Here is a 12,077-nt window from a genome sequence, read left to right on the forward strand (position 1 = left end):
GTGCCGGGACCGGCCCGGTCGGGGCGGGGGTCTCCTCCCACTCCCCCGTACGTTCCTTCTCCTGGAGGTAGCGCTTGAAGCGGCGGCCGATCACCTCGTGCATCGAGCGGACGTCGTCCTGGCCCTCGAAGCCCTTGATCTGGAAGCGGCGGTACTCGCTCTTGCGGGCGAGGCCGTCCTCGAAGACGACCATGGAGGCGACCACGTCGTCGCCCTGGAGGTGCGAGATGTCGAAGCACTCGATGCGCAGCGGGGCGGTGTCGAGGCCGAGCGCCTGAGCGATCTCCTCCAGGGCGCGGGAGCGGGTGGTCAGGTCGGAGGCGCGCTTGGTCTTGTGCAGCCCCAGGGCCTGCAGGGCGTTGCGCTGGACCGTCGCCATGAGGTCCTTCTTGTCGCCGCGCTGCGGGATGCGCAGGCTGACCTGGGAGCCCCGGCGGCCGGCGAGCCACTGGGAGACCGCGTCCGGGTCCTCGGGCAGGGCCGGGACGAGGACCTCCTTGGGGACCGAGTCGCCCGCCTCCTCGCCGTACAGCTGCTGGAGGGCGTGCTCGACCAGGCCCGAGGTGTCGACGTTCTCGACCTTGTCGGTGACCCAGCCGCGCTGCCCGCGCACCCGGCCGCCGCGCACGTGGAAGATCTGGACAGCGGCTTCGAGCTCGTCCTCGGCGACCGCGATCAGGTCGGCGTCGGTGGCGTCGGCGAGCACGACGGCGCTCTTCTCCATGGCCCGCTTGAGGGCCTCCACGTCGTCGCGGAGCCGGGCCGCCCGCTCGTACTCCATGTCCTCGGCCGCCGCCATCATGTCCTTCTCCAGGCGGCGGATGTACGTACCGGTCCGGCCGGCCATGAAGTCGCAGAAGTCGTCGGCCAGTTCGCGGTGCTCCTCGGGGGTGACGCGGCCCACGCAGGGGGCCGAGCACTTGCCGATGTAGCCGAGGAGGCAGGGGCGGCCGGTCCGGGCGGCGTTCTTGAAGACGCCGGCGGAGCACGTACGCACCGGGAAGACCCGGAGCATCAGGTCGACCGTCTCGCGGATCGCCCAGGCGTGCCCGTACGGGCCGAAGTAGCGCACGCCCTTCTTCTTGGCCCCGCGCATCACCTGGACGCGCGGGAACTCCTCGCCCAGCGTGACCGCGAGATACGGATAGCTCTTGTCGTCGCGGTACTTGACGTTGAACCGGGGGTCGAACTCCTTGATCCAGGAGTACTCCAGCTGGAGGGCCTCGACCTCCGTGGAGACGACCGTCCATTCCACCGAGGCGGCCGTGGTGACCATCGTGCGCGTACGCGGATGGAGCGCGGCCAGGTCCTGGAAGTAATTGGCCAGGCGCTGGCGCAGGTTCTTGGCCTTTCCGACGTAGATCACCCGGCGGTGTTCGTCGCGGAATTTGTAGACCCCCGGGGAGTCGGGGATCTGTCCCGGCTTGGGGCGGTAGCTGGAGGGGTCTGCCATGTGTCCCACCCTACTTGCGGGCAGTGACAGTGCGGCCGCCCGGAAGTGGTGCCGTGCTCCGGGGCGCGGATCGCGGGAGCGCGCCCCGGAGCACGGGTCAGTGGGTGCCGCCTCCGGTCACGGGGTCTCCCGGCGGCGACGGTTGCGCAGCACGGAGAGTCCGCCGAGGGCGAGCACGACGAGGGCGCCCGCTCCGGCGGCGGGCTGGGCGTAGCCTCCCGCCTTGCCGGAACGGGCGTATCCCGAGCCGGGGAGCTTGTCGCCGTAGGCGGCGCGCACCCGGGCGCGGTAGGCGGCCAGCGTGGTGCCGCGGGCGCCGACCGCGCGGACCGCGTCCCGGTCCAGGGGGAGCACCTTCGTCCCCTTCTGGACGAACCAGGCGTCGGTCTGCGGCTCGCGGAAGACCGTCCCGCCGGGGAGCCTGCGGGCGCCCTCGGCCGCGTACCTCGTCTCGTCGTCACCGCTGGCGATGTTCACCACCTGCCAGCCGCCGTCCTTCCCTTCCTTCGGAAGGGTCCACAGGGAGGCCTTCCGGCCGTCCGAGGAGACGGCCGTGGTGGCGAGGAAGTCCAGCCTGGCGACGGGCGCTCCCGGCTTCCCGGCCACGAAGTCCGGGTCGAGGGTGTTCACGGGGACGGCCGCGCCCTCGATGCGCGGCGCGGCCGCCGACCTGGTGACCGCGCCCTCGCGGGCGAAGAACCGGGCCAGGGTGTCCAGGGTCGCGGGCCCGGCGGCCGCGTGCCGGGCGGCCGCCAGGGCTGCCGGGCCGGCGGTGGGTCCGGTGGCGGCGGCCGCCCCGGGGGCGACCACGGTCAGCAGCGCGGCGCCGGTCAGGATGCCGGTGGCGGCCAGGGACGCGGCAGCGGTGCGGACGGTGCGTGAGTGGTGTGCGGTGCGGGCGGTGCTGGGGATCATTCCGTCACGCCCCGATCCGGTAGAGCGAGTGGGTCCAGGAGAACTCGTTGTTGTTCACGTACCAGTCGTGCGACGCCCAGTTGTATCGGTTGTTGGAGGGCCAGGGATCGCCCCAGTAGACCCGGTCGTCTGCATCGTCGTAGCCGTACAGGACATGCATGTGGCCGCCGCCCGACGACCACTGGATACGGGTCTCGACCGGCCGGCCCGCGGCGATCTCGGCCTGGACGGTGGGGTAGCGCAGCCAGCCGGTGACGTACGAACCGGGGTTGATGCCTGCCCAGTACAGACCGTCCTGGACGTTGCCCAGCGTGGCCTGCGAGTTGGGGCACTCGTAGCCCTGTGCGCGGCCGAAGGCGGCGTTGCAGAACTGGTTCTGCGAGTAGTTGCGGCCGAACCAGGCGGCGATGGTGTTGCCGGACGCCGCCCAGCACCAGTTGGTCTTCTGCTGGGCCTGCATGGTGATGTTCAGCCGCTGGGTCGCGGCGACACCGGCGGCGGCCTCACCGGTCGCGGCGGCGGCCCGGGCGGGCGCCGGGGCCGCGACCGGGGCCGGGGCCGCCGAGGCGGTCGCCGTCGGAGCGGCGAGGAGCACGGCGGCCAGCGCGGCCAGGGCCGGGAGCCGTCCCGTTCGGATTCTTCGGATACGCATGACGTTCCTCCCGAGGCGGGGGGTGTGGGATCACAGGAGCGCGTCCGGACGCTGTCCGAGGAGCATCAACCGTTGTCGGGGGCGGGTCAACACGCTTCAATGCGGGGGAACATCGCGGTGTGAACGGCGTGGCGGATACGTGAACGGCCGCGCCCCGGCCACCTGCGGCACCGCCCCCGCCGACGCGGTCCCCCCGCCCCGCGTCGTGAACGTTCACCTGGAGGACCCCATGCGGCGCACCGAGGCCGAGCTGGCACAGGTGCTGCACACCGGCCCGTTCCATCTGGCGCTGCGCACCGCGCTCTCGGTGCGGGGGCTGCCGCTCCAGCGGGTGCAGCACCATCTCGCGCACCGCGGCGTCAAGGTCGGGGTGACGAGCCTGAGTTACTGGCAGCAGGGGGCCAGACGCCCGCAGCGCGCCGAGTCCCTGCGGGCCGTGAAGGCGCTGGAGGAGGTGCTGGAGCTGCCGGGGAACTCGCTGCTCCGGTTGCTCGGAGGCGGGAGTCCCCGCCCGGAGGCCGACCGTCCGGCCGCACGTTCGTACCGCTCCCTGTTGGAGTCGTCCGGCGCCGTGGAGCGGCTGCTGACGGCCATGGGGTCACCGGTGGACGGCGGGCTGCACACGGTGGGGCACCACGAGCGGGTGCGGATCGGCCCCGGCCGGGAGCTGCGGCAGCGCGAATCGCAGCATGTGGTGCGCGCCCACCGGGACGACATCGACCGCTATCTCGCCGTCCACCGGGGCGATCCGGGCTGCGATCCGGCGCGGGTGACGGTGACGGCCCGCGAGAACTGCCGGACCGGGCGGGTCCGCTGGGACCGCGGTACCGGGGTCCTGGTCGCGGAGCTGCTCTTCGACACCCGGCTGAGGGCGGGTGACACCTACCTCTTCGGCTACGGCTTCGACGACGGCACGGGAGGGCCGAGCGGCGAGTACGTGCGGGGGTTCAGCTTCGGCGGCGGGCAGTACGTGCTCCAGGTGGCCTTCGACGAGGCCGCGCTGCCGGTACGGTGCCGACGCTTCGCCCAGGTCTCGGCGGGGGCACCACGCGGCGCCCGCACCGATCTCACGCTGACCGGCCGGCACCGGACCGTCCACCTCGTGGAGCAGGGTGTGCGGCCCGGTCTGGTCGGCATCGACTGGGACTGGGAGTGACTCCGTCCCCGGCCGGTGTCAGGCGTCGGGGCCCGCGACCAGCCGGCCGCCCTCGACCCTGACCGGGACCGCGGGCAGCGGCGCGGTCGCCGGGCCGCGCATCGCCTTGCCGGTCGTCGTGTCGAAGTGGCTGCCGTGGCAGGGGCACGTACCCACGTTGTCCTCGACCTTGTCCAGCAGGCAGCCCGCGTGGGTGCACTGGGCGCTGAACGCCTTGTACTGGCCCTTGGCCGGGCAGTTCACGATGACCCGCTCGTTGCGGAAGAGCTTGGATCCGCCGACCGGAATGTCGTCCGGCGCGCCGAGCTCGACGGGGGCGGTCGGTGTCGGCGTCTCGGCGTGGCCGAGCTTCGACTCGGTCGAGCAGGCGGCCACTCCCAGCCCGGCGGCGCCGGCGAGAGCGGCGCCCTTCAGCACGGTACGGCGGGCGGCGGGCTGGCCGGACATGCGGTCTCCACTGGTCAAAGGGGCGGACGGGCACCGGACACGGCTGAGGCACCGCGAGTACCAGCAGTACCGCGGGCATCGGCGCCATCGGTGACAGAACCGACGATACCGGCGGAGCCGGACGACCCTGCGGCCGGGCCACCCGAGGCCGGTCGTCCCTGGTCAGCGGCTCGGGCATGGCGGAGAAACGGGGGCGGCGGCCCCCGGGGATCCGGGAGCCGCCGCCTTGTTCCGCCCTGGGGCCTGTCGTCAGGCCTTGCGCGTGCGGGTCGCCTTCTTCGCCGCGGGCTTCTTCGCCGCAGCCGTCCCGGCCGCCGTGGCGGACTTCGCGGTCCGGTCCGTGCCCGTACGGGCCGTGGCCGTCCTCCTGGCCGGGGCCGACTTCGCGGCGACCGCCTTCTTCGCGGCCGCCTTCCGCACCGGCTTGCGGGCCGCGGGCACCGCGGCCTCGCTCACCCGCTCCGGATCCAGGATGGACTGGAGGAACTTGCCGGTGTGGCTGGCCGGAACCCCGGCGACCTGCTCCGGAGTCCCCTCGGCAATGACCAGACCGCCGCCGCTGCCGCCTTCGGGGCCCATGTCGATGACCCAGTCCGCGGTCTTGATCACATCGAGGTTGTGCTCGATGACGATCACCGAGTTGCCCTTGTCGACCAGCCCGGAGAGCACCTTGATGAGCTTGCTGATGTCCTCGAAGTGCAGACCTGTGGTCGGCTCGTCCAGGACGTAGACCGTGCGGCCGGTGGAGCGCTTCTGGAGCTCGCTGGCGAGCTTCACGCGCTGCGCCTCACCACCGGAGAGGGTCGGCGCGGACTGGCCGAGCCGCACATATCCGAGGCCCACCTCGTTGAGCGTGCGGAGGTGTCGGGCGATCGTCGGGACGGCCTCGAAGAACTCCAGGCCCTCCTCGATCGGCATGTCCAGCACCTCGGCGATGGACTTGCCCTTGTAGTGGACCTCCAGGGTCTCCCGGTTGTAGCGCGCGCCGTGGCAGACCTCGCACGGGACGTACACGTCGGGCAGGAAGTTCATCTCGATCTTGATGGTGCCGTCGCCGGAGCAGTTCTCGCAGCGGCCGCCCTTGACGTTGAAGGAGAAGCGGCCCGGCAGATAGCCGCGCACCTTCGCCTCCATCGTCTCCGCGAACAGCTTGCGGACGTGGTCGAAGACACCGGTGTACGTGGCCGGGTTGGACCGGGGGGTCCGGCCGATGGGCGACTGGTCGACGTGCACGACCTTGTCGACCAGGTCGTCGCCGTCGACCCGGGTGTGCCGGCCGGGGACCGACTTGGCGCCGTTCAGCTCGCGCGCCAGGTGGGTGTAGAGGATGTCGTTGACCAGCGTCGACTTGCCCGAACCCGAGACGCCCGTGACGGCCGTGAGCAGGCCGAGCGGGAAGGAGACGTCGATGTCCTGGAGGTTGTTCTCCCGGGCGCCGTGCACGGTGAGCCTGCGCTGCGGGTCGACGGGGCGACGGATGTCCGGCATCGGAATCTGCTTCTTGCCGGTCAGATACTGGCCGGTGATCGACTCCCCGTTGGCCAGCAGTTCCTTGAGCGATCCGGAGTGGACCACCTTGCCGCCGTGCTCACCGGCACCGGGGCCGATGTCGACGACCCAGTCGGCGACCTTGATGGTGTCCTCGTCGTGCTCGACGACGATGAGCGTGTTGCCCATGTCGCGGAGCCGGACCAGGGTCTCGATCAGCCGGTGGTTGTCCCGCTGGTGCAGGCCGATGGACGGCTCGTCCAGCACGTACAGCACACCGACCAGGCCGGAGCCGATCTGGGTGGCGAGCCGGATGCGCTGGGCCTCGCCGCCGGACAGGGTGCCGGCCGCCCGGTTGAGCGAGAGGTAGTCGAGGCCGACGTCGACGAGGAACTTCAGCCGCTCGTTGACCTCCTTCAGCACCCGCTCGGCGATCTTCTTGTCGCGGGCGTTGAGCTTCATCCGGCCGAGGAACTCGGCGCACTCGCTGATCGACATCGCGGCGACCTGGGCGATGGACTTCTCCATCACCGTCACCGCCAGGACGATCGGCTTCAGCCTGGTGCCCTCACAGGTCGGGCAGGGCACCTCGCGCATGTAGCCCTCGAAGCGCTCCCGGCTGGAGTCGCTCTCGGCGTCGGAGTGCCGCCGCTTGACGAACTGCACCGCGCCTTCGAAGGCGGGCGTGGTGTACGCGCGCTCCCGCCCGTAGCGGTTGCGGTAGCGGACCTCGGTCTGGATCTTGTGACCGTGGAGCAGGGCCTTCTTGGCGCGCTGCGGCAGCCCGGCCCAGGGGATGTCCGTACGGAATCCGAGGGCGTCGGCGAGGGCGCTGATCTGCCGGCCGAAGTACTCCTTGGTGTGGCCGTGCGACCAGGGGTGGATCGCTCCCTCGTCGAGCGACTTCTCCTCGTCGGGGACGATCAGCTCCGGGTCGACCTCCATCCGCGTGCCGATACCCGTGCAGTCGGGGCAGGCGCCGAAGGGCGAGTTGAAGGAGAAGGAGCGCGGTTCGAGCTCCTCGAAGGAGAGGTCGTCGTACGGGCAGTAGAGGTGCTCGGAGTACATCCGCTCACGCTCGGGGTCGTCCTCGGGGAGGTCGACGAAGTCGAGCACGACCATGCCGCCGGAGAGCCCGAGCGCGGTCTCGACCGAGTCGGTCAGCCGGCGCTTGGCGCTGTCCTTCACCGTGAGACGGTCGATGACCACCTCGATGGTGTGCTTCTCCTGCTTCTTCAGCTTGGGCGGCTCGGAGAGCTGGATGGTCTCGCCGTCGACCCGGGCCCTGCTGTAACCCTTGGTCTGCAGATCGGCGAAGAGGTCGACGAACTCGCCCTTGCGCTCGCGCACCAGCGGCGAGAGCACCTGGAAACGGCTGCCCTCGGGCAGGCCGAGCACCTTGTCGACGATCGCCTGCGGCGACTGGCGCGAGATGGGCCGGCGGCACTCCGGGCAGTGCGGCTTGCCGATCCGGGCGAAGAGCAGCCTGAGGTAGTCGTAGACCTCGGTGATGGTGCCGACGGTCGAGCGAGGGTTGCGCGAGGTCGACTTCTGGTCGATGGAGACGGCGGGCGAGAGGCCCTCGATGAAATCGACGTCCGGCTTGTCCATCTGGCCGAGGAACTGGCGGGCGTACGAGGAGAGCGACTCCACGTAGCGCCGCTGGCCCTCGGCGAAAATCGTGTCGAACGCGAGGGACGACTTGCCCGACCCGGAGAGCCCGGTGAAGACGATGAGGGAGTCGCGCGGGAGGTCGAGCGAGACGTTCTTGAGGTTGTGCTCGCGAGCGCCACGGACGATGAGACGGTCGGCCACGCCGGTCCGCACCTTTCTGGAGAGAAATGGGGGAACTGAGCCCCTGTCCCAGGGTATGGGGGGCGCCACAGCGATGTACGAAGCTTTCGACTCCGAGCGTATAGCACGCACATTCGATTTACGGACGCCCATGGACTCCTTCACCCGAATGAGTGGCGAGGCTAGGCTCAGCCCCATGATTGATCATGCGCGCGACCTGGACGCCGTACGTGAAGCAACCGATCGGCTGCTCAGCGCCACCGAGAAATTGGACGATGCCGCGCTCGCCCTGCCGTCGCGATTGCCGGGCTGGAGCCGGGGCCATGTCCTTGCGCACCTCTCTCGTAACGCCGACGCGCTCGTAAATGTTCTCCAGGGCCGCCCCATGTACGCAGACAGCGAAACCCGCGACCACGACATCGAGCGCGACGCACCCCGGCCGCGGTCCGAACAGCTGGCCGACCTGGCCGGGAGCGCGGCCCGCCTGGAGGACGCCGCGGCGGCCCCGGCCGACTGGTCGCGGACGGTCGAGCTGCGCAACGGCGTGACGGACTCCGTCTCCCGGATCCCCTTCCGGCGCCGCGTCGAGGTCGAGCTGCACCATGTCGACCTCGGGATCGGCTACGAGCTGGAGGATCTGTCCGACGAGTTCACCGCCCGGGAGATCGACTTCCTGGCCGAGCGGTTCGCCGGGCACCCCGCGGTCGTCCCGACGAATGTGACCGACAGCACGGGCCGGCTCTGGAGGACCGGTGGCGGCGCGGAGGGCGGGGCCGTCGTGGTCCGCGGCACGGCGCCCGAGCTGCTGGGCTGGCTCAGCGGGCGGCGGGACGGCTCCGCCCTGACCGTCGAGGGCGGGCCCCTGCCCGTGCTGCCCCCGCTATAGGCTGAGAGCCATGACGTACAGCGGAGCGGTCAGGGTCGGCGGGCGTGCGGACGTACACGAGTTGACGGATCTGATGATCTCCAAGGTCGCCGTCGGCCCGATGAACAACAACGCCTATCTGCTGCGCTGCCGGGCCACCGGCGAGCAGTTGCTGATCGACGCGGCCGCCGAGGCCACGACGCTGCTGCGGCTGATCGGTGACGACGGCATCGCGTCCGTCGTCACCACCCATCGCCACGGCGACCACTGGCAGGCCCTGGGCGAGGTGGTGGCGGCCACCGGAGCGCGCACCTACGCGGGGCGGTACGACGCCGAGGGCATCCCGGTCCCGACGGATGTGCTCGTCGAGGACGGCGACACGATCCGCGTCGGGCGGGTCGCGCTGACCGCCCGCCATCTGACGGGCCACACCCCGGGCTCGATCGCGCTCGTCTACGACGACCCGCACGGCGCTCCGCACCTGTTCACCGGGGACTGCCTCTTCCCCGGCGGAATCGGTAACACGTTCAAGGACCCCGAGGCGTTCGCAAGTCTGCTGCACGACGTGGAGACCAGGCTTTTCGACCCGCTGCCCGACGAGACCTGGGTCTACCCGGGCCACGGCCACGACACCACGCTCGGCGACGAGCGCCCGCAGCTGCCGGAGTGGCGCGCCCGGGGCTGGTGACAACGGCGGCGGGGGTACGGGCGCATGATCCGCGCACCCGTACCCCCGCCTCCGCTCAGGCCCCTATGCCGGCTCCCTTGTCCTTGGCGTCGCCGGCCTTCGCCGCTTCCGCGGCGGCGTCCGCCCGGGCCTGCTTCTTGTTGGCGGCGAGGCTGGTGATCGTGGTGATCACCAGCACGCCGCAGATGACGCCGAGCGACACCGGGATGGAGATCTCGGGAACATGCACTCCGGACTCGTGCAGTGCGTGCAGCACCAGCTTCACCCCGATGAAGCCGAGGATGACCGAGAGTCCGTAGCTCAGGTGGACCAGCTTCTTCAGCAGCCCGCCGATCAGGAAGTACAGCTGCCGCAGCCCCATCAGGGCGAAGGCGTTGGCGGTGAAGACGATGTACGGGTCCTGGGTCAGGCCGAAGATCGCCGGGATGGAGTCCAGGGCGAACAGCACATCGGTGGTGCCGATGGCGAGCATGACGACCATCAGCGGCGTCAGGACGCGCTTGCCGTTGTTCCGGATGAAGAGCTTGGTGCCGTGGTAGCGGTCGGCCACCCCGAAGCGGCGCTCGATCGTCTTGAGAAGGCGGTTCTCCTCGAACTCCTCCTCTTCCTCGTCGGCCCGCGCCTCCTGGATGAGTTTCCAGGCGGTGTAGATCAGGAACGCGCCGAAGATGTAGAAGACCCACGAGAAGTTGGCGATCACGGCGGCACCGGCGGCGATGAAGATCGCCCGCAGCACCAGCGCGATCAGCACTCCGACCAGCAGCACCCGCTGCTGGAGGTGTGAGGGCACCGAGAACTTCGCCATGATCAGGACGAAGACGAAGAGGTTGTCGACACTGAGCGACTTCTCGGTGATGAAGCCGGCGAAGAACTCGCCCGAGGCCTGGCTCTCGCCGAAGACCAGCAGGCCGAGCCCGAAGAGGACGGCCAGCGCGATCCAGACGATCGTCCAGATACCGGCTTCCTTTGTCGTCACGTCATGGGGCTTGCGCCCGATGAAGAAATCGACGGCGATAAGGGCTGACAGACCAAGAATGGTCAGCACCCAGAGGGTCCATGAAACGTCCACTGCGCCTCCGGCAGTTCGCTACGGCTACTGATCAGCGTCGTCGCTGCCGGAGGTCTCTTCCACCCGGGCGCGCGGGCTGCGCACCACGGGCCGGCGCCCCGGGACCGGTCACGGTCCGTATTGACGGGTACGCCGCGTATGGGAGTACTCCCCTCCGTTCAAAGAACAGTACAGGGAACACCAAGGAAAGGTAAAGAGAAGGGTAAAGATCTTCCAAAAGGGCTGGTCGGAGGGGTGTGAGTCGGGTGCCGGCGTGCCCGGCCGTCAGGGGCGGCGGGGGCGACGGGCGGCCGCCACCGCGGCGAGCACCTGTTCCAGGACCCGGCTGCCGGGCGGCATCCGGGGCGGCTCGTACGTCCAGGCGTGCCCCACCCAGGGGTCGGCCAGGTGGTCGTCGGCGACCGGGGTGACGCGCAGCAGCGAACGCCACAGCGGGTCCAGGACCGGACCGTAGGCACTGGCGTCCTCCCGGTCCGCGACCATCATCAGATGGACGCCGACCGAGGGCCCCTCGTCGGCGAGGTAGCGCAACTGGGTGACGGACCGGTCGTCGAAGCCGTGCGGGAAGTCGTTGACGATCAGCAGCTCCTCGCCGGTGTCCACGTCCGGCGGGAGCGAGTCGGCGGCGCCGGCCCGGATCGCCATCTGCACCAGGTCGACGCGGCGGGTGAGACGGGCGAGGACCGAGGCCACTCCCCCGGCTCCGGAGGCGGGCGGCCCCGCGAGCACCCCGGACCGGACCAGGGGCGCGAGCGCTCCGGCCGCGGAGCCCGCCGGGTCGATGACATGGACCGAGAACTCGTCGGCCGGGTAGACCGCCAGCAGCCGGGCCGCGTGCGCGACCGCGCACTCCATGGCGAGGCTGCGCAGCCGGGCGCTGTCCATCAGGGCCGCGGCATCGGACGTCGTCCGGCCGCTGTCGATCCACATCCCGCGTTCCAGCGGCAGCCGGACCAGCAGCGGGATGTGCAGGGCGGGGTTCTCGGGCAGGTGGAGGTCGCCGATGCGCAGCGCCATGGGGATCTCCATGGGCACGCGGTAGGCGTGCCAGACGGGGTTGTCCCAGCCCGCGAACGCGGCGGGCAGCGCGGGTTCCACCACGGCGGCCTCGGCGACGAGCTGGGCGAGGTCGCGGTCGAGGGCCTCGCGGGCGCGGGTGGTCAGCTCGTCGCGCTTGGTCCGGGCCTCCTCGCGGGCCCGGTCCCCCGCGCCGCCGATCCGGCTGCGCGGGTCGGACAGGGCGCGGTCGAGCTCCTGGCCCATGCGGGACTCGGCGAAGTCGACGGCGCTGCGATAGGCGGCGGTGGTGCGGGCCAGGTCCTCGAACATGCCCCAGATCTGGTTGTAGAGGCGCTCGTCCATGGACCAGCCGGTCGCGTCCCCGGCGACGGGCTGTGCGGGGCGGCCCGGCTCGGCGGGCGGCGCGGTGGGAGGCGGCGGCGGGGGTGCGGCGGACTGGCGGCGCGGGTGCGCGTAGTTGATGGGCCCGCCCGTCGTGGCGCCGGGCGGCGGGGTGGCGGGCTCCGCGATCGGCTCGGGCGGCTGGGGGG

9 protein-coding genes and 1 pseudogene are annotated in these 12,077 nt (G+C 71.0%); 3 read left to right on the top strand and 7 right to left on the bottom strand.

Annotated features, from left to right (window positions below; all coding sequences use genetic code 11):
- The 3 genes from uvrC to AADR41_RS38580 form a co-directional block, all read right to left on the bottom strand.
- The coding region (gene uvrC, locus AADR41_RS38570) for an excinuclease ABC subunit UvrC (protein WP_342286859.1) at window positions 1–1,453 on the bottom strand (1,453 nt) is incomplete at its 3' end.
- Window positions 1,454–1,570: 117 nt separating this feature from the next.
- The gene (locus AADR41_RS38575; protein WP_342286860.1) at window positions 1,571–2,368 is read right to left on the bottom strand and encodes a hypothetical protein; all 798 of its coding nucleotides are present in this window, start codon (window positions 2,366–2,368) and stop codon (window positions 1,571–1,573) included.
- A gap of 4 nt (window positions 2,369–2,372) precedes the next feature.
- On the bottom strand, window positions 2,373–3,020 hold the full coding sequence (locus AADR41_RS38580) for a papain-like cysteine protease family protein (protein ID WP_342286861.1): 648 nt from the start codon (window positions 3,018–3,020) through the stop codon (window positions 2,373–2,375).
- A 229-nt stretch (window positions 3,021–3,249) separates the two neighbouring features.
- Between AADR41_RS38580 and AADR41_RS38585 the strand changes: the two genes are divergently transcribed.
- On the top strand, window positions 3,250–4,176 hold the full coding sequence (locus AADR41_RS38585; RefSeq protein WP_342286862.1) for a hypothetical protein: 927 nt from the start codon (window positions 3,250–3,252) through the stop codon (window positions 4,174–4,176).
- 18 nt (window positions 4,177–4,194) lie between these two features.
- Here AADR41_RS38585 and AADR41_RS38590 read toward each other — a convergent pair whose 3' ends face one another.
- Together AADR41_RS38590 and uvrA are read right to left on the bottom strand one after the other, a co-directional pair.
- On the bottom strand, window positions 4,195–4,623 hold the full coding sequence (locus tag AADR41_RS38590) for a Rieske (2Fe-2S) protein (RefSeq protein ID WP_124718304.1): 429 nt from the start codon (window positions 4,621–4,623) through the stop codon (window positions 4,195–4,197).
- Between the two features lie 249 nt (window positions 4,624–4,872).
- Window positions 4,873–7,926 carry an excinuclease ABC subunit UvrA gene (uvrA, locus tag AADR41_RS38595; RefSeq protein WP_342286863.1) on the bottom strand — a complete coding sequence of 1,018 codons (3,054 nt, stop codon included), beginning with the start codon at window positions 7,924–7,926 and terminating at the stop codon, window positions 4,873–4,875.
- 175 nt (window positions 7,927–8,101) lie between these two features.
- Here uvrA and AADR41_RS38600 point away from each other — a divergent pair, with 175 nt between their 5' ends.
- Window positions 8,102–8,791, top strand: a complete 690-nt coding sequence (locus AADR41_RS38600; protein WP_342286865.1) for a maleylpyruvate isomerase family mycothiol-dependent enzyme — start codon at window positions 8,102–8,104, stop codon at window positions 8,789–8,791.
- A 10-nt stretch (window positions 8,792–8,801) separates the two neighbouring features.
- The gene (locus tag AADR41_RS38605) at window positions 8,802–9,458 is read left to right on the top strand and encodes an MBL fold metallo-hydrolase (protein ID WP_342286866.1); all 657 of its coding nucleotides are present in this window, start codon (window positions 8,802–8,804) and stop codon (window positions 9,456–9,458) included.
- A 55-nt stretch (window positions 9,459–9,513) separates the two neighbouring features.
- Here AADR41_RS38605 and AADR41_RS38610 read toward each other — a convergent pair whose 3' ends face one another.
- Together AADR41_RS38610 and AADR41_RS38615 are read right to left on the bottom strand one after the other, a co-directional pair.
- A complete protein-coding gene (locus AADR41_RS38610) occupies window positions 9,514–10,527 on the bottom strand; it encodes a TerC family protein (RefSeq protein ID WP_342286867.1) in 1,014 nt (337 codons plus the stop codon).
- A gap of 264 nt (window positions 10,528–10,791) precedes the next feature.
- A pseudogene (locus AADR41_RS38615) lies at window positions 10,792–12,077 on the bottom strand (TerD family protein); the annotation flags it as partial.

The organism is Streptomyces sp. CLV115 (genome assembly GCF_038448545.1).
GTDB lineage: Bacteria > Actinomycetota > Actinomycetes > Streptomycetales > Streptomycetaceae > Streptomyces > Streptomyces sanglieri.

Excerpts from the sequence above, each read along its gene's own strand:
- AADR41_RS38575 (WP_342286860.1), bottom strand. The coding sequence starts at position 2,368 with ATGATCCCCAGCACCGCCCGCACCGCACACCACTCACGCACCGTCCGC.
- AADR41_RS38580 (WP_342286861.1), bottom strand. The coding sequence starts at position 3,020 with ATGCGTATCCGAAGAATCCGAACGGGACGGCTCCCGGCCCTGGCCGCG.
- AADR41_RS38585 (WP_342286862.1), top strand. The coding sequence starts at position 3,250 with ATGCGGCGCACCGAGGCCGAGCTGGCACAGGTGCTGCACACCGGCCCG.
- AADR41_RS38590 (WP_124718304.1), bottom strand. The coding sequence starts at position 4,623 with ATGTCCGGCCAGCCCGCCGCCCGCCGTACCGTGCTGAAGGGCGCCGCT.
- AADR41_RS38600 (WP_342286865.1), top strand. The coding sequence starts at position 8,102 with ATGATTGATCATGCGCGCGACCTGGACGCCGTACGTGAAGCAACCGAT.
- AADR41_RS38605 (WP_342286866.1), top strand. The coding sequence starts at position 8,802 with ATGACGTACAGCGGAGCGGTCAGGGTCGGCGGGCGTGCGGACGTACAC.